The following is a 22,163-nucleotide window of genomic DNA, read 5'->3' as shown; positions in this document are numbered from 1 at the left end:
GGAGGCAGGAGTGACGGCCGTAGCCCCCAAGCCGATCGCCACGCGCCCGTATCCCGCGCGGGAGTCGGTTAAGGGTTCGTACCTGCTGCGGTTGTTCCGCACGACGGACCACAAGCAAATCGGCATCATGTACCTGGTCACGTCGTTCGCCTTCTTCATGGTGGGCGGCGCGATGGCGATGCTGATCCGCTCCGAGCTGGCGCGTCCCGGGCAGCAGTTCCTTTCGCAGGAGCAGTACAACCAGCTGTTCACGATGCACGGCACGATCATGCTGCTGCTGTACGCGACGCCGATCCTCTTCGGCTTCGCGAACTTCGTGCTGCCGCTGCAGATCGGTTCGCCCGACGTCGCCTTCCCGCGGCTGAACGCGTTCTCGTACTGGCTGTACCTCTTCGGCGGCCTGATCGTGATGTCCGGCTTCCTGACCCCGGGTGGCGCCGCCGACTTTGGCTGGTTCGCCTACACCCCGCTTTCGGACGCCATCCACTCGCCCGGCGTCGGCGCCGACCTGTGGATCTCCGGTCTGGTCGTGTCCGGTCTCGGCACCATCCTCGGTGGCGTCAACATGATCACCACGGTGGTCTGCCTGCGCGCCCCCGGTATGACGATGTACCGGATGCCGATCTTCACCTGGAACATCCTGGTCACCAGCATCCTGATCCTGCTGGCGTTCCCGATCCTGACCGCGGCCCTGATGGGCCTGCTGGCGGACCGGCATCTCGGGGCGCATGTGTTCGACCCCGCGAACGGCGGCGTGATCCTCTGGCAGCACCTGTTCTGGTTCTTCGGCCATCCAGAGGTCTATATCGTCGCTCTACCGTTCTTCGGGATCGTGTCGGAGATCTTCCCGGTCTTCAGCCGCAAGCCGATCTTCGGTTACAAGGGCCTGGTCTGGGCGACGCTGGCGATCGCCGCGCTGTCGGTGGCGGTGTGGGCGCACCACATGTACGCGACCGGTGCCGTGCTGCTGCCGTTCTTCTCCTTCATGACCTTCCTGATCGCGGTCCCGACCGGCGTGAAGTTCTTCAACTGGATCGGCACGATGTGGAAGGGCCAGCTGTCCTTCGAGACGCCGATGATCTTCTCGATGGGCTTCATCGTCACGTTCCTCTTCGGCGGTCTGACCGGCATCATGCTGGCCGCGCCGGCGATCGACTTCCACGTGTCCGACAGTTACTTCGTCGTCGCGCACTTCCACTACGTGCTCTACGGCACGATCGTGTTCGCCACCTTCGCCGGGATCTACTTCTGGTTCCCGAAGATCACCGGCCGCATGATGGACGAGAAGCTCGGCAAGTGGCACTTCTGGACCACGTTCATCGGCTTCCACGCCACGTTCCTGGTGCAGCACTGGCTGGGCGCCGAAGGTATGCCGCGGCGGTACGCGGACTACCTGCAGTCCGACGGCTTCACCACGCTGAACACGATCTCCACGATCGGCGCGTACATCCTCGGTGCCTCGACGCTGCCGTTCATCTGGAACGTCTTCAAGAGCTACCGGTACGGCGAGATCGTCACGGTGGACGACCCGTGGGGCTACGGCAACTCGCTCGAATGGGCGACGTCCTGCCCGCCGCCGCGGCACAACTTCACCGAGCTGCCGCGGATCCGCTCCGAGCGCCCGGCGTTCGAGCTGCACTACCCGCATATGGTCGAGCGCATCCACAAGGAGGGTGAGATCGGCTTCTTCGGGAAGCAGAAGGTCAACACCCACCGCGCGCCGTCCCAGGTGCTCACCGAGGCGGCCATGCCGGGTGATCACTCGAAGGACAACTCCAGCGAGAAGTGACCCGATAAGCGGAATCGGCGCGTGCCTTGCCTCACACAGGGGCAAGGCACGCGCCTTTTTCATACTCGGCTGAGAGAGACTGAGCCCGTGACGCAGACACCAGTTCTCATCACCACCACCGGCCCCGACAAGCCGGGGGTCTCCTCGGTCCTGTTCGCCGTGCTCTCCCGGCACGACGTCGACATCCTCGACGTCGAGCAGGTGGTCATCCGCGGCCAGCTGGTGCTCGGCGTGCTCGCCGGGGTGTACCGCGACCCCGAGGGCCTGCAGGAATACGTCGAGCAGGCGATGGCGTCGGTCGGGATGCAGGTCGAGGTGAAGATCGGCTCGGCCATCGGCGCCGACCCGTTCGCCAGCGGCCAGAAGGATTCGACGCACGTCCTGCTGATGCTCGGCCGTCCGGTGACCGCGCGGTCGTTCTCCGACGTGGCGCGCCGTCTCGCCGCGCTGGACGTCAACATCGACTCGATCCGCAGTGTCGCCGACTACCCGGTCACCGGGCTGGAGCTCTACGCCTCGCTCGCGCAGGACACGCCGGAAGCCGACGCGGCCTTGCGGACCGCGCTGGCCGACGCCGCCGTGGAGGCCGGGATCGACATCTCGGTCGAGCGGGCCGGGCTCGCCCGGCGGGCCAAGCGCCTGGTCGTCTTCGACGTCGACTCCACGCTCATCCAGGGCGAGGTCATCGAGATGCTCGGCGCGCACGCCGGCGTCGAACCCCAGGTTCGTGAGATCACCGAAGCCGCGATGCGCGGCGAGCTGAACTTCGGCGAGTCTCTGGAGCGCCGGGTCGCGCTGCTGGAAGGTCTCCCGGAGACGGTGCTCGACGAGGTCGCCGCGTCGATCGAGCTCACCCCCGGCGCGCGCACGACCATCCGCACGCTGAAGCGGATGGGTTTCCGCTGCGGGGTCGTCTCCGGCGGGTTCACCAGGATCATCCAGTCCCTTGTGGACGATCTCGGCCTCGACTTCGCCGCCGCGAACGAACTCGAAGTGGTCGACGGCAAGCTCACCGGCCGGGTGGTCGGGGAGATCGTCGACCGCGCGGGCAAGGCGACGGCGCTGCGCCGGTTCGCCGAGGAGTACGAGATCTCGTTGCAGCAGTGCGTCGCGGTCGGCGACGGGGCGAACGACATCGACATGCTGTCGGTCGCCGGGATGGGTGTCGCCTTCAACGCGAAGCCCGCGCTGCGCGAGGTCGCCGACACGGCGCTTTCGCACCCGTACCTCGACGCCGTGCTGTTCCTGCTCGGGGTCACGAGGGCCGAGATCGAGGCGGCCGACGCGGCCGACGGTCTCGAGCTTTCCCGGCCATGAGCGAGCTTGCGAGCGAATCATTCAACACAGGGCCCGCTCATGCGACGCAAAGCGACCCACTACGAGGAGTAGGCATGAGCGTGCTGGAGCCGCTGGCGGCGCGCTACGCGTACTGGCTCGGCCTCCCCGCGGAAAGCACGGTGGACACCTCCGACGAGGATCCCGCCGAAGTCCGGGCCATGCCGGTCATCCTGCGGATGGAACGCGCCGAACCGCCGTCCCGGACCGCTTTGCTGGAAGCCGCCGCGGCGGCCGCGATCGCGGTCTGTCTCGACGAGCGCGCCGAGCCCGAAGGCGAATGGCACGAGCCGCTCAAGGCGTGGGTCGACGGCCGGATCCGCAAGGTCGCCCGCCGCGCGCGGGGCGCGCATTGGCAGGCGGTGCAGGAACTGCCGGGCATCACGATCGAGGTCGACGGCGCCGAGGCGCGGGTGTTGCTGCCCGGCCGGGTCGTCGATGCCCCGAAAGAGGTCTCGCGGCTGCAGATCTCCGGCAGCGAACTCCCGGCCGACGAGCCGGGGCCCGCGCCGGACGGGATCCCGCGGTTGCTGCTGAACCCCGAGGTCTCGATGACCGTGGGCAAGGGCGCCGCCCAGGTCGGGCACGCGACGATGATCCTGGCCTCGCTGCTGGACGAAGCCGAACAGGCCGCTTGGGCCGAGACCGGATTCCGGTGCTCGGTGCGGACGCCGCCGGTCGCGGTCTGGAAGGCGCTGTGCCCGATCGAGGACCCGGAGGGTTCTTGGCGGCGCGACGGTGTCGTCGCGGTCCGGGACGCGGGGTTCACCGAGGTGGACCCGGGGACGGTCACCGTCATCGCCCAGCGCGGTTGAGACCTGAGTATGGTGCCGGGCATGGCTTCCGGCATTACTGCAAAAGCTCCTGTCCGGGTATCCCGCGAGATGGCCGAGGCCGCCGGTGATTGTCCTGCGCTGGCCTCTGTTCAGGTGCTGGCCGAATGGATCGGGACCGGCAAACCGGTCACTACGAGGGGTGTGCTGAAACCGGCCTTGGCGGTCGAAGCGTGCGACAAGCTGGGGATCGAGCTGTCGACCCGCAAGCCGCGCAGCGCGCTGGACATCGAGCAGTTGATGCTGGTGTGGACGACGGCGCTGGACGCCGGATTCATCGAGGTGTTTCGCGATCAGGTGGGGCCAGGGCAGAATCTCGAGGAGTGGTTGGGCGGGAACCCGGAGAACGTGCTGGAAATCTGGGCCCAATGCTCGTTCAAGTCTCTCGGGCTCTCCGGCGAGGCCGGAGAACAGATCGATTTGGAAAACCTTGCCGTACTGGCCGATCTTCACGGACGTGGTGGTTCCGCGTCGCTCGGCGACCTGCGCGGAGTCATCGAGGAGATGACCGTCGGCAATCCCGTGGCATGCGAGTGCCCCGGTTGCGTGTCCGGTGGTCTGGGGAGCGAGTTCGACTTCTCCGACGGCTTCGGCGCGGATGAGTCCTACGCTGCGGACCTCGTGGAGATACTGGGTGAATTCGGTATCGCGATCCTGCGTGACGGTACTGCCGAGCTGACCTCCCTCGGACACTGGCTGACCGACTTCATGTTCCGGGAAAGCGCTCCCGCGCCGGAGGTGGATGGGGCGACGCTGCTCGGTGAGCTGGCCGCGGTGCCGCCGGCGGTCGCCTCGGTGATGTCCCGGCCTTGGCAGGCCGCCCGTACGCCTGCCCAGGCCGTCCATGAATTGCTCGCGGCCGGCGAATCCGCGTCCGGGCAACAGCGTCTGTTGGCCGTGACCCTGGCCGGGGAGTACGGTCCGGAGGCCTTGCCCGTCTGGCGTGAATGGGCGGCCAAGGACGGGTTCGGCGCGTATGCCCGAATCGTGCTGGCGGAGGAGGAAGGAACCGTTCCGTCCGAAGCCGACGAGGCGTGGATCACCGCCGACACTCTCACCATCATGCTGGAGGCGTTACCGCCCGACCTGCCGGCCGATCTGCTTCCCGGGTTACTTCAGGATCAGGCGGGAGGCGACCTGGCCGCGGCTCTGTCCTTGCTCGAGAACAGCGGGCATCCGGGCGCGCCGAGGCTGGTCTCGTTGCTGACTCCCGCTCGCCCTGAGATCAGGATCGTGCCGCCGGGTGAGTGGCGGATGCCTGTGGCGCGCACCGAAGTTTCGGTACCAGGCGCCCGGTATCGGATCAAGGTTCAGCTGCGGGGGGCGACGAAACCGCCGGTGTGGCGGCGCCTCGAGGTCCCCGCCGCACTCACCCTCGGCCAGTTCCACTTTGTCATCCAGGACGCGATGGGCTGGGAAAACTGCCATATGCACGTTTTCACCGACGGTGCCTACGAATACGGCTTACCCGACCCCGGGCTCGGTCATCGGGACGAATCGGCGGTACGCCTGTCCGACGTTCTTGTCGGAGTCGGCGCCAAGCTCGGCTATACCTACGACTTCGGCGACGACTGGGAACACACCATCACGTTGGAGAAGGCTCTTCCCGCGGACCCCGGAATGACCGGCGTCGTCTGCACCGCGGGCAAGGGGACATGCCCGCCCGAGGACTGTGGCGGCGTGTGGGGGTACCAGCGGTTGCGGGAGATCCTCGCCGATCCAGACGCTGACGAGCACGATGACATGCTCGAGTGGCTGGGCCTGAATACGGGTGACGAGTTCGATCCACACGAGTTCTCCGTTGAGGAAGTCAATCAGATCTTCACCGGCGACAACCTCTGAAAGGGACACCGTGACCCTGGAAGTCCAACGCGACGGCGAGCACGCGTTCATTGGCCGCAACGAACGCGGCGCCGAAGTCCGCATCGGGCGCAAAGGTGCCGAGGGCGCCTTCTCTCCGGCCGAACTGCTGCAGATCGCGGCGGCGGGCTGCTCGGCCGTCACCGCCGAGAACCTCATCACGCGCCGGATCGGCGAAGACTCGACCTTCCGGGTCGGCGTGACCGCGGATCGGCGTGACGACGCTCCAGAGCTCGACGGCGTCCACGTCGCTTTCGACGTCGACGTGTCCTCGCTCGCCGCGGAGGACCGGGAGGCGCTCGCGGCGGCGGTGGACCGCGCCATCGAGCGGTTGTGCACGGTGAGCCGGACGCTGAAGAAGGGCATCCCGGTCACGGAAAGCTTCCCGGTCGAGTAAGTGCCCGGATGCTATGAAAGGTCCTTTCCTTGCAAATTTTGCAAGGAAAGGACCTTTCACAGCGCTTGGCTCTAGTGTTTGGCGGCGTGGCCTTCCGCGCTCCAGACCACGTACGCCTCGTCGGCGTCGGTGGTCATGGCCTCGATGAACTTCTCGTTGTCGAAGCCGGGCAGCGTCTGCAGCCGCTCGATCAGCGCGTCGGCGGCCGGGTCGCCGCTGGGGATCGCGGTGCCCTTCCCGTCGGTGCCGGCGAGCATGAAGAAGACATCTTCTTTCCACGGGCCTTCAGGGATCACTCTGACCACCACCGCGGACAGCTCCGACCACGTGACGGCTTCCTCGCTTCCGTCCGCGAGCTGACGCCGCACTCCGGTGTCATCGACGCTGACGGTCCGGGATTGTGCGTTGGGCGACTCGTGGGACAACCGGTTCTCCCTGTCTTCGGCGTTCCGTTAACGGTACTCGGCCGTGTCCCAGACCACTCAGGCCGGGGCGGCCGCGTCGAGGCGGCGCAGCGCGTCGCGGGCGACCTTCGGATCCATGGTCGGCCAGAACGGCGGCAGCGAGGCACGCAGGAATCCGCCGTAGCGGGCCGTGGCCAGCCGCGAGTCCAGGATCGCCACGACACCGCGGTCGGTGACCGAGCGGTGCAGCCGTCCGGTGCCCTGTGCGAGCAGCAGCGCGGCGTGCGTGGCGGCGACGGTAAGGAAACCATTGCCGCCTCTGGCTTCCACGGCTCGCTGCCGCGCGGACGAGACCGGGTCGTCCGGACGCGGGAAGGGAATACGGTCGACCACGACGAGCTGCAGCGACGGACCGGGGACGTCGACGCCCTGCCACAGCGACAGCGTGCCGAACAGACAGGTGCGCGCGTCCTCGGAGAACTTCTGCACCAGCAGACCGGTGGAATCGTCGCCCTGGCAAAGGATCGGCAGGTCGAGCCGCTCCCGCATCTCCTCGGTCGCCTGTTTCGCCGCGCGCATCGAGGAGAACAGGCCGAGTGTGCGCCCGCCCGCGGCCTCGATCAGCTCCGCGAGCTCGTCCATGGTGGAGGGCTGCAGGCCGTCCCTGCCGGGCGGCGGCAGGTGTTTGGCCAGGTAGAGAATGCCGTTGCGTTTGTGGTCGAACGGCGAGCCGACGTCGAGGCCGGTCCACTTCGGGCCTTCGAGGTCGTCGCTGTCGGCCGGGGCGGCCTTGTCGGTCGCCGCGCCCGCGGCCTTCTCGACCCTGGCCCCACCGGGCGGGAGGCCCCACTGCCTGGCCATGGTGTCGAAGGTGCCGCCCAAGGTCAGCGTCGCCGACGTGAGCACGGTCGTGTGCTGGTTGAACACGCGTTCACGCAGCAGGCCAGCCACGCCGAGAGGCGCCACCTTCAGCGCGGGAGGGCGCGGGTTCGTGGAGAACCTGTCCCCGGTCAGCCAGACGACGTCGCGTTGCTGCGCCTTGTCGTCGTCGAAGGCTTCCAGCAGCCGGACCGCGGTGTCGTGGACCTCTTCGAGCAGTGACCGCGCCAGTTTGCGCGCCGTGGCCTCGTCGACCTCTTCCTTCCGGTCCTTGCCGAGCGCGGTGAGGCAGCGCTGCGCGGCGTCGCGGACCGCGGGGATCGCGCCGGTGAGGGCCTGCGGCAGCGAATCCATCCGGCCGGACGGCAGGTCGTCGAGGATCAGGGCCAGCCCGTCGCTCGCCTCCAGCAACTGGTCCGCGACTTCCTCGTCGACCAGCTTCCCGCAGCGCCGGGCGGCGGCGGACACCATGCCGCTGGTCAGTTCGCCGGTCGCCACGGACGTCACGCGGTCGACCAGGTCGTGTGCCTCGTCGATGATCACCAGGTCGTGCTCGGGGAGCACCTGGTAGCCCTGCAGCGCGTCGATCGCCAGCAGCGCGTGGTTGGTGACGACGACGTCGGCCTTGCCTGCCTCGGCACGGGACCGTTCCGCGAAGCAGTCGGTGCCGATGGGGCAGCGCGAGGCGCCGAGGCATTCCTTGGCCGTGACGGAAACCTGGCGCCACGCCTGATCCGAGACACCGGGGACCAGTTCGTCGCGGTCACCTGTCTCGGTGTCCGACGACCATTCCCGTAGCCGCGTGACCTCCTTGCCCAGCCGGGAGACCGCGAACGGGTCGAACAGCTGCTGATCCTCCGGCTCGTCCGGGGCGCCGGAATCGAGCCGGTGAAGACAGAGGTAGTTGCGACGGCCCTTGAGGATCGCGAAGGTGGGTTCGCGGCCGAGGGGCTTCTTCAGCGCCTTCGCCAGCCGGGGAAGGTCGCGGTCGACCAGCTGTCGTTGCAGCGCGATGGTGGCCGTGGACACCACGACAGTGGCCTCCTTCTCGACCGCGTGCCGGATCGCGGGAACGAGGTAGGCCAACGACTTCCCGGTACCGGTGCCCGCCTGGACGGCCAAGTGCTCGCCGGTGCGGATGGCGCGGCCGACGGCGTCCGCCATCCGCACCTGGCCCTCGCGCTCGGCACCACCCACGGACTCGACCGCGTGGGTCAGGAGTTCGAGGACGCCGGGGAAATCAGCACGGTTGGGCACGGGACAAGACGATAGCCGGGACCACCGTCAAGATCGTCCGCACCGTGCAATGAAAGGTCCTTTCCTGGCAAAATTTGCGAGGAAAGGACCTTTCATTGCAGCGCGTGGGGCGGTGAAAGGGCCGGTCACGCGTCCTTGCGGAAGCGGGAAACCAGCGCCCAGGTGCCCGGGAGCAGAGCCGCCGCGACGGCGATCTTCAACGCGTCACCGATGAGGAACGGGACGACGCCGTGCTGCAGCGCGGTCGACAGGCCGGAGCCGGTCGAGGCCATCAGCCACGGCACACCGAACGAGTAGATGACGAGGTTGCCGAGCACCATCGTGCCCGCCATGCGCAGGGGCGTGCGGTCACCGCCGCGGCCGGCGAGCGCGCCCACCAGGGCGCCGGCGAAGACGAACCCGACGATGTAGCCCGCGCTGGCGCCGAACAGACCCGAGGAGCCTTTCTGGAACCAGCCGACACCGGCGGCACCGACGGCGAGGTACAGCGCCATCGACAGCGCGCCGCGCTTCCAGCCGAGCGCCGCGCCGACCAGGAGGGCGGCGAACGTCTGGCCGGTCATCGGCACCGGAGAGCCCGGCACCGGGATGACGATCTGCGCGGCCGCGCCGGTGAGGGCGGCACCACCGGCGACCAGGATCGCGTCACGGACGAGGGCGCCGGGGACGAGGTCGGCGAGGACCGGACGGTGGCCGGCCACGGACAGCGAAGACACTCAGACCTCCTATGAGTACACGAATGTGAACCGAGGTTAACGTCAGAAGACAGGTCGCGGTCCGAATGTCGGCCACCTCACGGTCCGGCTCGATCCACTCGTCCGGGTGGCGTGGCCCTGCGCCGGTCAGGCTCTTGCTGGAAGCTGCCAGTCATGAAGAAGACCAGGACAGCGGGAAGGCTGCTCTCGGTGACCATGCTGACCGGGGCACTGGCGGCGGGAGGCACGGCGGCGTCGGCCGAACCGGCACCCGCGTCGGCGTCGGCGTCGGTCGGGTCGGTCGACGTGGAGATCGGCGACGAACACGTCGTCACCGGCGAACTGGCGCCGTGTGACGTCGACGGGCCCCTGACCGCGACCACCGCCGGCGGATCCATCGGCGACTTCGCCCGGTTCAACGGCGGCGACTCGAACTGCGGCCGTACAGGTGCGGTGGCGGTTGGTGAGGGGTCCGGGCGGCGGTTCGAGACCACCCTGCTCAAACGCTACGGCGGACCGGTGATCAAGGTCCGCACGTTCCTGGCGAAATGCAGTACCACCAAGGACGGCAGCCTCGGCTACATCGAGTTCGGCGACATCACCGGGTTCACGCTGCCGGAGACCATCCCGCAGAACTACCGGCAGACCATCGCCGGCGGAAAGGGCGGGACGGCACTGGCTTCGCTCACGGTCAACGAGACCGTCACGCCGACCCCGCCCGACGGGAGCCTGGTGACGCACATGCTGCACATCAAGCTGTTCCCGCAGGGCGGCGGACCGGCGAAGGGCGACATCTACCTCGGTACCGCGCGCTGCGACCCGTACGGCAAGAAGAAGCCAACCCCCTGAAGGCCCCGCATTTCGTCCTCTGGTTGCGGTACTTGCGTGTGCAAGGACCGCAATTAGAGGACGAAATGCATAAGGGGTCAGGCGCGCGAGACGTACTTCGCGGCCGCGGCGACGAACTCGCTCGCCCGGGTCGCGAGGTCCGTCAGCGATCCGCTGGAGGTGAGTGCGTCCCCCAGCAGCGGTGTCGCGGCCGCGACGGCGATCGAACCCGACTCGAGGTACTTCCCGACCTCGGCGAGGTGGACGCCACCGGTGGGCACCAGGGGGATGTCCGGCATCGGCGCCCGGATCGCCCGCAGGTAGGCGATCCCGCCGACGGCGGCGACCGGGAACACCTTCACCGCGGCCGCGCCGAGGCGCCACGCCTGGTCGATCTCGGTCGGGGTCAGCGCGCCGCAGATCACCGGCAGCCCGCGTTCGTGCGCGCGCTCCAGCACCAGCGGGTTCACCGTCGGCGTGACCAGGAACGTCGCGCCCGCGTCCGCCGCGATGTCCACGTCGGACACTTCGCGGACACTCCCGGCGCCGACATACGCGTCGTCACCGAGTTTCTTGCGGATGGTCGTGATGGCTTCCGCGGCTCCCGGCGTGGTCAACGCCGCTTCGAGCACCCGGACGCCCGCCGCGTGCAGCACCGTGGCGGCGTCGGCGAAGCGGCTCGCGTCGGCCGCTCGCAGAATCGCGATGAGCCGGTTTTCGATCAAGGTGTCCTGGAGGTCGTGCTGGATCATGCGGAAGGGACCGGCGCCTTTCCGGTGTAGCTCACGCCCGCCTCGTCGAAGTCCTTGAGCGCGGCGTCGACCGTCGGCTGCGAACCGCCGACGGTGAGGTCCAGCAGCACCCGGACGGTGAAGCCCGCCTTCGCCGCGTCGAGCGCTGTGGCGCGTACGCAGAAGTCGGTCGCGATGCCGACGACGTCGACCTCGGTGACGTCGTGCTCCTTCAGCCACGCTTCGAGCGTCTTGCCGTCGCGCGCGTTGCCCTCGAAGCCCGAGTACGCGGCGGTGTACTCGCCCTTGGAGAAGACTTCGGCGATCGGGACCACGTCGAGCGCGGGGTGGAACGACGCGCCGGAGGTGCCCGCGACGCAATGCCGCGGCCAGCTGTCCTTGAAGTCCGGCGTCTCGCTGAAGTGGTCGCCCGGGTCGATGTGGTAGTCACGGGTGGCGACGACGTGCGCGTAGCCGCCCTCGGCGGCCAGCTTCGAAATCCCTTCGGCGGCCGCGGCGCCGCCGGGCAGGCCGAGCGACCCGCCTTCGCAGAAGTCGTTCTGCACATCGACCACGATCAGGGCGGTCCCCATGTGTTGCTCCTGAACTCTCGTTAGACGAATACGGTCGGGATGGCAGGCTCCCCGTGCGAAAGCTTGAGGCCCTCCCACGGCAGGCTCACCAGCGCACGCCGAAGCCGCTGGCGCGCGTCGTCCAGCGTGGGCAGATCATCCACCGTCCGGCCGTCCCGGACCAGCGGAATCTGCAATTCGTGGTCGTTCGGTTCCCGTTCCGGTACCGCCGAGCCGGCGGTCCAGATCACCTCTTCGACGGCGGTCCCGGTGCCGCGGTGCCGTCGCAGTGCCGATTTCCGCCCGCCGCGGGACTCCTTGTGCGCGCTGCGCTTGGCCACCGGTTTGCCGTCGACCTCGACGAGCTTGTAGACCATGCCGGCGGTCGGGGCACCGGAACCGGTGACGACCGAGGTGCCGACGCCGTACGCGTCGACCGGTTCCGCCCGCAGTGCCGCGATGGCGTGTTCGTCGAGGTCACCGGACACCACGATGCGGGTGTCCTTGGCGCCGAGGGAGTCCAGCTGCTCGCGGGCCTTGCGGGCCAGCGGGCCGACGTCACCGGAGTCGATGCGGATCGCGCCGAGCTCGGTTCCGGCCACCCGGACGGCTGTTTCGATCCCCTTGGTGATGTCGTAGGTGTCCACCAGGAGTGTGGTGTCGGCGCCCATCTTGCTCACCTGCGCGCGGAACGCGGCTTCTTCGCTGTCGTGCAGCAACATGAAGGCGTGCGCGACGGTGCCCCGCGTCGGGATTCCGTAGCGCCGACCGGCTTCGAGGTTGGAAGTCGTGGCGAAACCGGCGAGGTACGCGGCCCGCGCGGCGGCGACGGCGGCGTACTCGTGCGTGCGGCGCCCGCCCATCTCGATGATCGGCCTGCCGTGCGCGGCGCCCGACATCCGAGCCGCCGCGGACGCGATCGCGCTGTCGTGGTTGAGGATCGAGAGGATCAGCGTCTCCAGGACGACGGCCTCGCCGAACGAACCGGTGACGGTCAGGATCGGGGAGCCGGGGAAGTAGAGCTCACCCTCGGCGTAGCCGTCGATGTTCCCCGAGAAGGAGTAGTCCGCGAGCCACGAAAGGGTGGCGTCGTCGACGACGGCCGTCGCCTCCAGCTGGCTCAGCTCGGCGTCGGTGAACCGGAAGTCCGCGATCGAGTCGAGGACGCGGCCGGTGCCCGCGACGACGCCGTAGCGGCGGCCGTCGGGCAGACGACGTGCGAAGACCTCGAAGACGCAGGGCCGGTCCGCGGTCCCGTCGGCGAGCGCGCTGGCCAGCATGGTCAGCTCGTAGTGGTCGGTGAGCAGCGCGGTGCTGGCGCCAGTGGCCGCCTCGGGGAAACCCATGGTGCCAGCCTATTCACCCACACGGCCGGACCTGCCAACCCATACCGGGTCGGGCCCGTGACACCATGGAGTGCATGTCCACGCCTGTCGCATCCGAGCAGACGCAGGTTGATCCACAGGGAGTAGAAATCGTCTCTGAGGACAAGCCCTGGCGGACGGTCGTCTGGAACGATCCGGTGAACCTCATGTCGTACGTGACGTACGTGTTCCAGAAGCTGTTCGGTTACAGCCGGGACCACGCCACGAAGCTGATGCTCGACGTACACCAGAAGGGCAAGGCGATCGTGTCCTCCGGTTCGAAGGAGAAAGTGGAGACCGACGTCGCGAAACTGCACGCGGCCGGCCTCTGGGCGACGATGGAACAGCCGTCGTGAACGGATGGCGCCGCAAGGGCGAGACCATCGTCGCCGGGTTCGAGCAGCAGGAGGCCGCGGTACTGCGCGGTCTGGTCAGCCAGCTGGAGGACATGCTCACCGCGCGCGCCGAGGAGGCGCCGCAGGACGAGCTGGCCGAGCTGACCGGGATCCGCACGGGTCCGACCGAGTCGCCGGACGATCCCGTCCTCTCGCGGCTGTTGCCGGACTTCCACAAGCTGGACCCGGACAACCCGACCCGCGAGGACATCGACTCCGCCGCCGCGATGCGCTCGATCCACGAGCCGGATCTGCTGGACAAGAAGGTCGGCGTCGCCAAGATCGTGCTGGACACGCTGCCGAGGGACGGCGGGAACGTGCGGCTGACCTTCGAGCAGGCCGACGCCTGGCTGGGCGCGCTCAACGACGTCCGGCTCGCGCTGGGCACCGCGCTCGACGTCACCGAGGACATGCCCGACGAGCTGCCCGAGGACGACCCCCGCGCGCCGCATCTGGGCGTCTACCACTGGCTGACCTGGGTGCAGGAAACCCTCATCCAGTCGCTGACCTCGTGATCACCGACGTTCCGGGGGTGCTGGTCGGGCACCACGAGCGGGTCGGTGACGGCTGGGCGACCGGGACGACGGTCGTGCTGGTCCCCGGCGGTGCCGTCGGGGCCGTCGACCAGCGCGGCGGCGCGCCCGGGACGCGCGAGACCAATCTGCTGGAGCCGGAGAACCTGGTCCAGCACGTCAACGCGATCTGCCTGTCCGGTGGGAGCGCGTACGGCCTGGCCGCGGCGGACGGCGTCATGCGCTGGCTCGCCGAGCGGAACCTGGGGATCCCGGTCGGGACGCAGCCGCACGAGGTGGTGCCGATCGTGCCCGCCGCCGTGCTGTTCGACCTGCCGCGCAGTGAATGGGGCAACCGCCCGGACGCGTCGTTCGGTTACGCGGCCTGTGAAGCCGCCGCGGCCGGTCCTGTCGCGCTGGGGACCGTCGGCGCGGGTGCCGGGGCCAAGGCCGGTTCACTCAAAGGTGGGATCGGGACGGCCTCGGAGCGTGTCGGCGAGTTCACGGTCGGCGTCGTGGCCGCGGTGAACGCCGCCGGTGAGGCGGTCGACCTCTCGACCGGCCGCGCGTTCGCGGCGGATCACGAGGTCGACGGCGAGTTCGGCGTCCGCTGGCCGGACCGGCCCGGTGACGTCGAGGCGAAGGCGGCCGGGCTCAACACGACCATCGGCGTGGTCGCGGTCGACGCGGCGCTGTCCAAGGCGGAGGCCCGGCGGCTCGCCGTGGCCGCGCAGGACGGTCTCGCCAGGGCCGTGCGGCCCGCGCACACGATGTTCGACGGTGACACGGTCTTCGCGCTGGCGACCGGCGAGCGGGAACTGCCCGGCGGCGCGGGACCGATCGCGGCGACGGCGCGCGCGGCGGTGCTGGACACGTTGTGCTCGGCGGCCGCGCGGGTGTTCGGGCGGGCGATGGTGCACGGCGTGCTGAACGCCACTTCCGCCGGCGGCATGCGCGCTTACCGCGACGTCTGGCCCGAAGCGCTCGCCTGACCCCGAGTGGCGGCAATCTCAGAGTGTGGACCGGCTCTGTCCAGCACCTAAGATGTGCGATGTGCTCCGGATCCGCCGTGAACTCGTCGACGAGATCGTCGCCCATGCCCGCCGTGACCATCCCGACGAGGCGTGCGGGGTGATCGCCGGTCCGGAAGGATCGGACAGCCCCGAACGGTTCATCCCGATGGTCAACGCCGCCCGGTCGCCGACGTTCTACCAATTCGACTCGATGGACCAGCTCAGGTTGCATCGCGAACTGGAGGCGAACGGCGAGGTCCAGGTGGTCATCTACCACTCGCACACCGCCACGGACGCCTACCCGTCGCGCACCGATGTCTCGATCGCCGCGGAACCCGACGCGCACTACGTGCTCGTCTCCACCAAAGACCCCGATTCGCACCAGTTCCGGTCTTACCGGATCGTGGACGGGGAGATCACCGAGGAGCCCGTCGAGATCATCGGCTGAACCCCGGCCCGGAATAACCGGGGCCGGACCGAACGTCTGCGTAGTAGAGAACCCACCGGAGGTAGAACACCATGGCCGTGACCGTGTCCATCCCGACCATCCTGCGTACGCACACCGGCGGCGAGAAGTCCGTCGAAGCGGCCGGCAAGACCGTGCTCGAGGTGATCGACGACATCGAGTCCCGCCACGGCGGCCTCAAGGCCCGCCTGGTCAAGGAAGAGAAGCTGCACCGCTTCGTCAACGTCTACGTGAACGACGAGGACGTCCGCTTCTCCGGTGGCCTCGAGGCCGAGGTCAAGGACGGCGACACCCTGACCATCCTGCCCGCCGTGGCCGGAGGCTGATCCATGGCTCGCTTCGAGTCGCTGCTCGACACGCTCGGCGGCACCCCGCTGGTCGGCCTGCCCCGGCTTTCGCCCACCCACGACGTGCGGTTGTGGGCGAAGCTGGAGGACCGCAACCCGACCGGTTCGATCAAGGATCGCCCCGCACTGGCGATGATCGAGGCCGCCGAGCGTGAAGGCACCCTCCGGCGTGGCTCCACGATCCTGGAGCCGACGTCGGGCAACACCGGGATCGCGCTCGCCATGGCCGCGAAGCTCAAGGGCTACGGCCTGGTGTGCGTCATGCCGGAGAACACCTCCACCGAACGCAAACAGCTGTTGCAGGCGTACGGCGCGAGGATCGTCTATTCGCCGGCTGCGGGCGGCTCCAACGAGGCCGTCCGCCGGGCGAAGGAACTTGCCGAGGCCAACCCGGACTGGGTCATGCTCTACCAGTACGGCAACCCCGCGAACGCCGACGCGCACTATCGCGGCACCGGGCCCGAACTGCTCAAGGACCTGCCGACGCTGACGCATTTCGTCGGCGGTCTCGGCACCACCGGCACCCTGGTCGGCGTCGGGCGCTACCTGCACGAGACGAAGCCGGACGTGCAGATCATCGCGGCCGAGCCGCGCTACGGCGAGCTGGTGTACGGCCTGCGGAACCTCGACGAGGGGTTCGTCCCGGAGCTTTACGACGCGAGCGTGCTCAACGGCCGCTTCTCCGTCGGCGCCTACGACGCGCTTCGCCGGACACGTGAGCTGCTGGAGCACGAAGGCATCTTCGCGGGGATTTCGACCGGTGCCGTGCTGCACGCGGCGCTCGCCGTCGCCGAGAAGGCCGCCGCTTCGGGGAAGCCCGCCGACGTCGCCTTCGTGGTCGCGGACGCTGGGTGGAAGTACCTCTCGACGGGCGCCTACTCCGGCTCGCTCGACGAAGCCGCCGAAAGGCTCGACGGGCAGCTCTGGGCCTGATTCACCTCTTCTCGCGCGCTATGAAGGGTCCTTTCCTGGCAAAATTTGCAAGGAAAGGACCTTTCATAGCGTTGGCGGCACCGCACGCGCGGCGCTGGCACGATGGCGAGCATGAAGGTCATCGGGTTGCTGGGCGGGATGAGCTGGGAATCGTCGGCCGAGTACTACCGGCTGGTCAACGAGCGCGTCCGTGGGCTTCGCGGCGGGTACCACTCCGCGCACACCGTGCTCTACTCCGTGGACTTCGCCGAAATCGAGGCGATGCAGGCCGAAGGCCGCTGGGACGACGCCGGACGCGAACTGAACCGCGTCGCGCGCGCCCTCGAAGCCGCCGGGGCGGACTTCGTCGTCTTGTGCACCAACACGATGCACAAGGTCGCCGAGCAGCTCACCGACGGCCTCGGCGTCCCGTTGCTGCACCTCGCCGACACCACGGCCGCGGCGATCAAAGCCGAGAACGTCAAGCGGGTCGGGCTCCTGGGCACCGGGTTCACCATGGCCCAGCCGTTCTACCGCGAACGCCTCGCCGCGCACGGTCTCGACGTGCTCGTCCCGGACGAGGACGACCGCGAGACGGTGCACCGGATCATCTACGACGAACTCGTCCACGGCGTCGTCACCGCCGAGTCGCGCGAGCGGTACCGCGAGGTCATCGCGCGGATCGTCGACGCGGGCGCCGAGGGCGTGATCTACGGATGCACCGAGATCGAACTGCTCGTCGGCCCGGAAGACAGTTCGGTGCCCACCTTCCCCACCACCAGGCTGCACGCCGAAGCGGCCGCGGACTACGCGCTCGGCAAGACCGCGCTCCCTTCCGCCCCGGCGAGGTGACGCTCGTGCTGGGCGACGGCCTGCCGCCACAACCTGTCCCGTTCCTCATCGGTGAACAGGCCACGCCGCACCCCGAAGACGTCCTCGATCGCCGTCCACCACTCGGCCGGTGATTCCAGCACCGTCTTGCCGCCCGGCAGGCGGGTGAGCGTCAGCGCGCGCAGCGAATCGAGGCTTTCGGCGTCCCGGCGCTGCAGCACGAGCGTGCGGACGAACCCGGAGTTCTCGGACGTGGACAGCTCGACGTGTTTCTCGGCGAAGTCCTGCATCACGGCCGTCTCGGGCGCGAAATCCATGCCGACGAAACTTCCCTGCGGATCGTGGTCGAACCGCCAGCCGCCGGGCGTGATCTCCGACGTCCGCATGCGGAACACCAGCGGCCCCTGCTTGTACTCGCCTTCACGCAGCGGGAGTGGCTCGTGGATGCCGTCGCCGAGCCCCACGTCGACCAGCCAGCCGACTTCGGGCGTCTCCGGGAGCCCGGTCACCGTCAACGCCAGGTGGTTGAGGTGGATCCCGGCGGTCTCCTGAGCGGTGTGCGCCCCGCCGGGATGGCGTGTGACCTGGTATCCGAGCGCCTTCAGCAAGGACGAGAACGCGCCGTTGAGGTGATAGCAGTAGCCGCCGCGACCGGCGACGATCCGGCCGAACGAGACCGCCGGATCCAGCGACGTGACCCGGCCGAGCTGGACTTCGAGATCTTCGTACGGCACCCGTTCGACGTGTGCCGCGTGCAGGCGAAAGAGCGCGTCGAGGCTCGGCGGCTCGTGCTCCAGGCCGAGTCGCGCGAGATAGGCGGGCACGTTGACGTGCTCGGAAGAAGAGATCCCCATGCCGACGACCGTAGCGTCACCCACCGACAAATCAGGGTTCTCACCGAGGCGACCCCGCCCGTTCCGGCCGTAGCCTGGGGAGGTGACCACTTTGCCCCAGCCGGTCCCGGCGAACGAGTCGTCCGGTACGGATCCGGCCAAACGCGTCCTGCCGCCGAACCCGAAGGCCGCCGCGATCGTGGCACTGGCCTTCACCGTGCTGCTCTACCTGGTCGAGCTGGTCGACGTCGTACTGCCCGCCGACCTCGACCAGGGCGGCATCCTCGCCCGCGACGTCTCCGGGCTCGACGGCGTGCTCTGGGCGCCGCTGCTGCACCACGGCTGGCAGCATCTGTTCTCCAACACCGTCCCGGTCCTGGTGTTCGCCTTCCTCGCGATGGCGTCGGGGATCGGCAGGTGGATGCTGGTCACCGCGATCATCTGGGTGCTCTCCGGCCTCGGCGTCTGGCTGATCGCGCCGGACAACACGGTGACCGTGGGCGCCTCCGGCGTCGCTTTCGGCTGGCTGGCGTTCTTGCTGGTCAGGGGCATCTTCAACCGGGCCGCCGGCCAGATCCTGGTGGCCGTGCTGCTGCTGGGGATCTGGAGCGGAATGCTCTGGGGACTGCTTCCGGGTGATCCGGGCGTCTCGTGGCAGGGTCACCTGTTCGGCGCGCTGTCCGGGGTCTTCGCGGCCTGGGTGGTGGCGAGGATGGACAAGACCCGAGCCCGGAAGACGGTCGCGGGCGGTCCCGGTAGCCTCGCCGTGTGACCAAGCCGAGCGCCGACGCCCCGATCGGCGTCTTCGATTCCGGAGTGGGCGGGCTCACCGTCGCCAGGTCGATCCTGGAACAGCTACCCGGTGAGCAGTTGCGCTACGTCGGCGACACCGCCCGCAACCCGTACGGTCCGCTGCCCATCGCGACGGCACGCCAGTACGCGCTGGAAGCGCTGGACGACATCGTCGACGGTGGGGTGAAAGCGCTGGTCATCGCCTGCAACACCGCCTCCGCGGCCTGCCTTCGCGACGCGAGGGAGCGCTACGACGTCCCCGTCATCGAGGTCGTCCTCCCGGCCGCGCGAAGGGCCGTCTCCGCCACACGCTCCGGCCGGATCGGCGTGATCGGCACCGAGGGCACCGTCCGGTCCCGTGCCTACGACGACGCCTTCACCGCCGCGCAGGACGTCGAGATCACCAGCGTCGCTTGCCCCCGGTTCGTGGACTTCGTCGAACGCGGGATCACCACCGGCCGTCAGGTGCTCGGACTCGCGCAGGGCTATCTCGAACCGCTGCTGGACGCCCAGGTCGACACGCTGGTCATGGGCTGTACGCACTACCCGCTGCTGTCCGGGGTCCTGCAGATCGTCATGGGCCAGGACGTCACGTTGGTGTCGAGCGCCGAGGAAACCGCGCGTGACCTCGTGCGTGTCCTCACCGAGAACGACCTCCTCGCCGAACGCGGCACCCCGCCGAGGCACGAGTTCGTCGCCACCGGATCCGCCGAGCCGTTCACCAGACTCGCTCAGCGGTTCATGGGTTTCGCTCCGGGTGTGCTGGCTCCCACCAGCGCGTAAAAAAGCCGATTCCGCGCTTAAGGTGTCACAGTGCGTCTCACGATCCTCGGCTGCTGCGGCAGCATCCCCGGGCCCAACGCCGCCGCGTCCGGCTATCTGATCGAGGCGGACGGGTTCGTCCTGGGACTCGAACTCGGCAACGGGACGCTCGCGCGGCTGCAGGCCCTGCGCGACCCGTTCGATCTGGACGCGCTGATCCTTTCGCATCTGCACCCCGATCACTGCGCCGACGTCAGTGCGCTCACCGTCATGCGGCGGTACCACCCGGCCCTGCCGTATCCCGAAAGGCCGCGCCGGCTGCCTGTCTATGGACCGTCGGACGTGCATGAGCGGCTCTCGTACGCCTACGCGGCGAACGAGGAGGAGCGGGCGACCACCGACCTCTCCGACGTCTACGACTTCCATGCCCTGCGGACCGAGCCCATGCGGATCGGGCCGTTCGAGGTCACCGCCGTCCCGGTCGACCATCCGACCCCGGCGTTCGGCCTGCGGATTGCCCACGGCGGCCGGACGCTCGCCTACACCGGCGACACGGGCATCTGCGACACCTTGACCGAGCTCGCCGACGGCGTCGACGTCCTGCTTTCCGAGGCTTCCTGGACCGACTCGCCCAACCGGCCCCCCGGCGTCCACCTGTCCGGTAAGGAAGCGGGGGAACTCGGGCGCAAGGCGGGGGTGGGGCGGCTGCTGCTCACCCACGTCGCGCCCTGGACCGACCCCGCCGCCGTCCTCGCCGAGGCGGCCGTCGCGTTCCCCACGGCCGAGCTGGTCGAGCAGGGCGCCGTCTACGACGTCTGACGCGGGGTTCTAGAGTGACGGCCGTGGCGAGAAAAGACGGCAGGAACGACGACCAGCTTCGCGACATCAAGATCACCCGAGGCTTCCAGCGGTGGCCCGCGGGTTCGGTGTTGATCGAGTTCGGCGACACCCGGGTGCTGTGCGCCGCGAGCGTCACGGAAGGCGTCCCCCGCTGGCGGGCCGGTTCCGGCCTCGGCTGGGTCACCGCCGAGTACGCGATGCTGCCGTCGGCGACCAACACCCGTAGCGACCGCGAGTCCATCAAGGGCCGCGTCGGCGGCCGCACCCACGAGATCTCCCGGCTGATCGGCCGGTCCCTGCGTGCCTGCATCGACCTGGCGGCGCTGGGGGAGAACACGATCGTCATCGACTGCGACGTCATCCAGGCCGACGGCGGTACCCGCACGGCCGCGGTGACCGGCGGCTACGTCGCGCTCGCCGACGCCGTCACCTGGCTCGGCGCGGCGGGCCGTCTCGCCGACCCGCAGCCGCTTTCGTCCTCGGTCGCGGCGGTCAGCGTGGGCGTCGTCGACGGCCGCGTACGCCTCGACCTGCCGTACGAGGAGGACTCGCGCGCGGAGGTCGACATGAACGTCGTCGCCACCGACGCCGGCACGCTGATCGAGGTGCAGGGCACCGGTGAGGGCGCCACCTTCGCGCGGTCCACTTTGGACACGATGCTGGACATGGCGCTCGCGGGCTGCGAGGAGCTGACCCGCCTGCAGACCGAGGCGCTCGCGCTGCCGTATCCCGGCGAACTGCCCGAGCCGCGTACGGACAAGAAGAAGGGTGCGAAGTGACCAAGCTTCTCCTTGCCACCCGCAACGCGAAGAAGCTCGGCGAGCTCCGGCGCATCCTGGTGGCGGAGGGGATCGAGGGCGTCGAGGTCGTCGGCCTCGCCGACGTCCCGGAATTCCCCGAAGCGCCCGAGACCGCGCCGGACTTCGAGGGCAACGCGCTCGCGAAGGCGCGGGACGCGGCCGCCGCGACCGGTCTCCCGGCCATCGCCGACGACTCGGGGATCGCCGTCGACGCGCTCAACGGCATGCCCGGTGTGCTGTCCGCCCGCTGGTCCGGAAAGCACGGCGACGACGAGGCGAACCTGGACCTCGTGCTGGCGCAGCTGTCCGACACTCCCGACGAGCGGATGGGCGCGGCCTTCGTCTGCGCGGCGGCGCTGGTCGTCCCCGGTGGCGACGAGACCGTGGTGCGCGGGGAATGGCGGGGCTCGCTGATCCGGGAACGCCGTGGTGCCAACGGATTCGGTTACGACCCGATCTTCGTGCCGGAGGGCGGGACCCGGACTTCCGCGGAGCTGGAACCGTCCGAAAAGGACGCGGCCTCGCACCGGGGGAAGGCGTTGCGGAACCTGGTGGCAGAACTCAGGAAACTGGCCGGTTGAGGTGGTCGTGGGGGGGGGGGGGGGGTGGGGACCAAACCCCCCCCCCCCCCCACCCCCCCCCCTCCCCCCCCCCCCCCCTCCCCTTCGAAACATTGGTTTCCTGTGGGTTGGGGGAAAAGGAGAATTTGACCCCAA

General features: G+C 69.0%; 25 protein-coding genes. 18 read left to right on the top strand and 7 right to left on the bottom strand.

Translation table 11 applies throughout. From position 1 onward, the window contains the following. The first annotated feature begins 10 nt into the window (after positions 1-10). The 5 genes from ctaD to ACZ7KI_RS39210 all read left to right on the top strand — a co-directional run bounded on the left by ctaD (position 11) and on the right by ACZ7KI_RS39210 (position 6,214). Complete coding sequence (gene ctaD, locus ACZ7KI_RS39230) at positions 11-1,789, top strand: aa3-type cytochrome oxidase subunit I (protein ID WP_005165634.1); 1,779 nt, start codon at positions 11-13, stop codon at positions 1,787-1,789. Positions 1,790-1,876: 87 nt separating this feature from the next. Continuing rightward, on the top strand, positions 1,877-3,106 hold the full coding sequence (gene serB / locus ACZ7KI_RS39225) for a phosphoserine phosphatase SerB (protein ID WP_470278070.1): 1,230 nt from the start codon (positions 1,877-1,879) through the stop codon (positions 3,104-3,106). A 74-nt stretch (positions 3,107-3,180) separates the two neighbouring features. Beyond that, positions 3,181-3,939, top strand: a complete 759-nt coding sequence (locus tag ACZ7KI_RS39220) for a peptidyl-tRNA hydrolase (RefSeq protein WP_470278069.1) — start codon at positions 3,181-3,183, stop codon at positions 3,937-3,939. A 21-nt stretch (positions 3,940-3,960) separates the two neighbouring features. Further along, positions 3,961-5,799 (top strand): plasmid pRiA4b ORF-3 family protein, encoded by a 1,839-nt coding sequence (locus ACZ7KI_RS39215; RefSeq protein ID WP_470278068.1) that lies wholly within the window; start codon positions 3,961-3,963, stop codon positions 5,797-5,799. Positions 5,800-5,809: 10 nt separating this feature from the next. Then, positions 5,810-6,214: an OsmC family protein gene (locus ACZ7KI_RS39210; RefSeq protein ID WP_470278067.1), complete on the top strand. Its 405-nt coding sequence runs from the start codon at positions 5,810-5,812 to the stop codon at positions 6,212-6,214. Between the two features lie 71 nt (positions 6,215-6,285). Here ACZ7KI_RS39210 and ACZ7KI_RS39205 read toward each other — a convergent pair whose 3' ends face one another. The 3 genes from ACZ7KI_RS39205 to ACZ7KI_RS39195 form a co-directional block, all read right to left on the bottom strand. Then, positions 6,286-6,639 carry a hypothetical protein gene (locus tag ACZ7KI_RS39205; protein ID WP_465461377.1) on the bottom strand — a complete coding sequence of 118 codons (354 nt, stop codon included), beginning with the start codon at positions 6,637-6,639 and terminating at the stop codon, positions 6,286-6,288. Positions 6,640-6,696: 57 nt separating this feature from the next. Next, entirely contained in the window at positions 6,697-8,754 is a 2,058-nt protein-coding gene (locus tag ACZ7KI_RS39200; RefSeq protein ID WP_470278066.1) for an ATP-dependent DNA helicase, read from the bottom strand. 125 nt (positions 8,755-8,879) lie between these two features. After that, positions 8,880-9,470, bottom strand: coding sequence for a biotin transporter BioY (locus tag ACZ7KI_RS39195; RefSeq protein WP_470278065.1), 591 nt, complete (start codon positions 9,468-9,470; stop codon positions 8,880-8,882). Between the two features lie 153 nt (positions 9,471-9,623). Between ACZ7KI_RS39195 and ACZ7KI_RS39190 the strand changes: the two genes are divergently transcribed. After that, positions 9,624-10,298, top strand: coding sequence for a hypothetical protein (locus ACZ7KI_RS39190; protein WP_470278064.1), 675 nt, complete (start codon positions 9,624-9,626; stop codon positions 10,296-10,298). 77 nt (positions 10,299-10,375) lie between these two features. On the opposite strand, the gene ACZ7KI_RS39185 is transcribed toward ACZ7KI_RS39190, so the two are convergent. Genes ACZ7KI_RS39185 through ACZ7KI_RS39175 form a run of 3 tightly spaced genes read right to left on the bottom strand, consistent with a single transcriptional unit; the run spans position 10,376 to position 12,926 of the window. Then, the gene (locus ACZ7KI_RS39185) at positions 10,376-11,029 is read right to left on the bottom strand and encodes a bifunctional 4-hydroxy-2-oxoglutarate aldolase/2-dehydro-3-deoxy-phosphogluconate aldolase (RefSeq protein ID WP_470278063.1); all 654 of its coding nucleotides are present in this window, start codon (positions 11,027-11,029) and stop codon (positions 10,376-10,378) included. Continuing rightward, positions 11,026-11,601 carry a nicotinamidase gene (locus ACZ7KI_RS39180; protein ID WP_465501209.1) on the bottom strand — a complete coding sequence of 192 codons (576 nt, stop codon included), beginning with the start codon at positions 11,599-11,601 and terminating at the stop codon, positions 11,026-11,028. Before ACZ7KI_RS39180 ends, ACZ7KI_RS39185 begins: the two co-directional genes overlap by 4 nt. A gap of 20 nt (positions 11,602-11,621) precedes the next feature. Continuing rightward, complete coding sequence (locus tag ACZ7KI_RS39175; RefSeq protein WP_470278062.1) at positions 11,622-12,926, bottom strand: nicotinate phosphoribosyltransferase; 1,305 nt, start codon at positions 12,924-12,926, stop codon at positions 11,622-11,624. A gap of 74 nt (positions 12,927-13,000) precedes the next feature. On the opposite strand from ACZ7KI_RS39175, the gene clpS reads away from it, so the two are divergent. From clpS to ACZ7KI_RS39140, 7 genes are all read left to right on the top strand, one after another. Next, on the top strand, positions 13,001-13,300 hold the full coding sequence (gene clpS, locus ACZ7KI_RS39170) for an ATP-dependent Clp protease adapter ClpS (protein WP_063277132.1): 300 nt from the start codon (positions 13,001-13,003) through the stop codon (positions 13,298-13,300). Continuing rightward, on the top strand, positions 13,297-13,854 hold the full coding sequence (locus tag ACZ7KI_RS39165) for a DUF2017 domain-containing protein (protein WP_037320714.1): 558 nt from the start codon (positions 13,297-13,299) through the stop codon (positions 13,852-13,854). Before clpS ends, ACZ7KI_RS39165 begins: the two co-directional genes overlap by 4 nt. Further along, positions 13,851-14,843 carry a P1 family peptidase gene (locus ACZ7KI_RS39160; RefSeq protein WP_470278061.1) on the top strand — a complete coding sequence of 331 codons (993 nt, stop codon included), beginning with the start codon at positions 13,851-13,853 and terminating at the stop codon, positions 14,841-14,843. The genes ACZ7KI_RS39165 and ACZ7KI_RS39160 overlap by 4 nt, the downstream gene beginning before the upstream one ends. A 61-nt stretch (positions 14,844-14,904) precedes the next feature. After that, entirely contained in the window at positions 14,905-15,312 is a 408-nt protein-coding gene (locus ACZ7KI_RS39155) for a M67 family metallopeptidase (RefSeq protein ID WP_465461369.1), read from the top strand. A gap of 71 nt (positions 15,313-15,383) precedes the next feature. Continuing rightward, positions 15,384-15,656, top strand: a complete 273-nt coding sequence (locus ACZ7KI_RS39150; RefSeq protein ID WP_465461368.1) for a MoaD/ThiS family protein — start codon at positions 15,384-15,386, stop codon at positions 15,654-15,656. Positions 15,657-15,659: 3 nt separating this feature from the next. Beyond that, a complete protein-coding gene (locus ACZ7KI_RS39145; protein WP_061982233.1) occupies positions 15,660-16,610 on the top strand; it encodes a PLP-dependent cysteine synthase family protein in 951 nt (316 codons plus the stop codon). 111 nt (positions 16,611-16,721) lie between these two features. Then, the gene (locus ACZ7KI_RS39140; protein ID WP_470278060.1) at positions 16,722-17,441 is read left to right on the top strand and encodes an aspartate/glutamate racemase family protein; all 720 of its coding nucleotides are present in this window, start codon (positions 16,722-16,724) and stop codon (positions 17,439-17,441) included. Here the strand turns inward: ACZ7KI_RS39140 and ACZ7KI_RS39135 are convergent. Then, positions 17,396-18,274, bottom strand: coding sequence for an arylamine N-acetyltransferase family protein (locus ACZ7KI_RS39135; protein WP_470278059.1), 879 nt, complete (start codon positions 18,272-18,274; stop codon positions 17,396-17,398). The genes ACZ7KI_RS39140 and ACZ7KI_RS39135 overlap by 46 nt on opposite strands. A gap of 82 nt (positions 18,275-18,356) precedes the next feature. On the opposite strand from ACZ7KI_RS39135, the gene ACZ7KI_RS39130 reads away from it, so the two are divergent. Genes ACZ7KI_RS39130 through rdgB form a run of 5 tightly spaced genes read left to right on the top strand, consistent with a single transcriptional unit; the run spans position 18,357 to position 22,028 of the window. Further along, a complete protein-coding gene (locus ACZ7KI_RS39130) occupies positions 18,357-19,025 on the top strand; it encodes a rhomboid family intramembrane serine protease (RefSeq protein WP_470278058.1) in 669 nt (222 codons plus the stop codon). Further along, positions 19,022-19,828 (top strand): glutamate racemase, encoded by an 807-nt coding sequence (gene murI / locus ACZ7KI_RS39125; protein WP_470278057.1) that lies wholly within the window; start codon positions 19,022-19,024, stop codon positions 19,826-19,828. Before ACZ7KI_RS39130 ends, murI begins: the two co-directional genes overlap by 4 nt. A gap of 30 nt (positions 19,829-19,858) precedes the next feature. Beyond that, positions 19,859-20,626 (top strand): MBL fold metallo-hydrolase, encoded by a 768-nt coding sequence (locus tag ACZ7KI_RS39120; RefSeq protein ID WP_470278056.1) that lies wholly within the window; start codon positions 19,859-19,861, stop codon positions 20,624-20,626. A gap of 23 nt (positions 20,627-20,649) precedes the next feature. After that, positions 20,650-21,426 (top strand): ribonuclease PH, encoded by a 777-nt coding sequence (gene rph / locus ACZ7KI_RS39115; RefSeq protein WP_044852815.1) that lies wholly within the window; start codon positions 20,650-20,652, stop codon positions 21,424-21,426. Continuing rightward, positions 21,423-22,028, top strand: coding sequence for an RdgB/HAM1 family non-canonical purine NTP pyrophosphatase (gene rdgB / locus ACZ7KI_RS39110; protein ID WP_470278055.1), 606 nt, complete (start codon positions 21,423-21,425; stop codon positions 22,026-22,028). The genes rph and rdgB overlap by 4 nt, the downstream gene beginning before the upstream one ends. The last annotated feature ends 135 nt before the right edge of the window (positions 22,029-22,163 follow it).

This window comes from Amycolatopsis sp. NPDC039088 (assembly GCF_055598845.1).
This window is presented reverse-complemented; position numbering and strand designations above follow the sequence as displayed.

Bases quoted from the DNA above. Each gene is read 5' to 3' on its own strand.
- ACZ7KI_RS39220 (WP_470278069.1), top strand. From the start codon at position 3,181: ATGAGCGTGCTGGAGCCGCTGGCGGCGCGCTACGCGTACTGGCTCGGC.
- ACZ7KI_RS39215 (WP_470278068.1), top strand. From the start codon at position 3,961: ATGGCTTCCGGCATTACTGCAAAAGCTCCTGTCCGGGTATCCCGCGAG.
- ACZ7KI_RS39190 (WP_470278064.1), top strand. From the start codon at position 9,624: ATGAAGAAGACCAGGACAGCGGGAAGGCTGCTCTCGGTGACCATGCTG.
- ACZ7KI_RS39185 (WP_470278063.1), bottom strand. From the start codon at position 11,029: ATGATCCAGCACGACCTCCAGGACACCTTGATCGAAAACCGGCTCATC.
- ACZ7KI_RS39180 (WP_465501209.1), bottom strand. From the start codon at position 11,601: ATGGGGACCGCCCTGATCGTGGTCGATGTGCAGAACGACTTCTGCGAA.
- ACZ7KI_RS39175 (WP_470278062.1), bottom strand. From the start codon at position 12,926: ATGGGTTTCCCCGAGGCGGCCACTGGCGCCAGCACCGCGCTGCTCACC.
- clpS (WP_063277132.1), top strand. From the start codon at position 13,001: ATGTCCACGCCTGTCGCATCCGAGCAGACGCAGGTTGATCCACAGGGA.
- ACZ7KI_RS39150 (WP_465461368.1), top strand. From the start codon at position 15,384: ATGGCCGTGACCGTGTCCATCCCGACCATCCTGCGTACGCACACCGGC.
- ACZ7KI_RS39145 (WP_061982233.1), top strand. From the start codon at position 15,660: ATGGCTCGCTTCGAGTCGCTGCTCGACACGCTCGGCGGCACCCCGCTG.
- ACZ7KI_RS39140 (WP_470278060.1), top strand. From the start codon at position 16,722: ATGAAGGTCATCGGGTTGCTGGGCGGGATGAGCTGGGAATCGTCGGCC.
- ACZ7KI_RS39135 (WP_470278059.1), bottom strand. From the start codon at position 18,274: ATGGGGATCTCTTCTTCCGAGCACGTCAACGTGCCCGCCTATCTCGCG.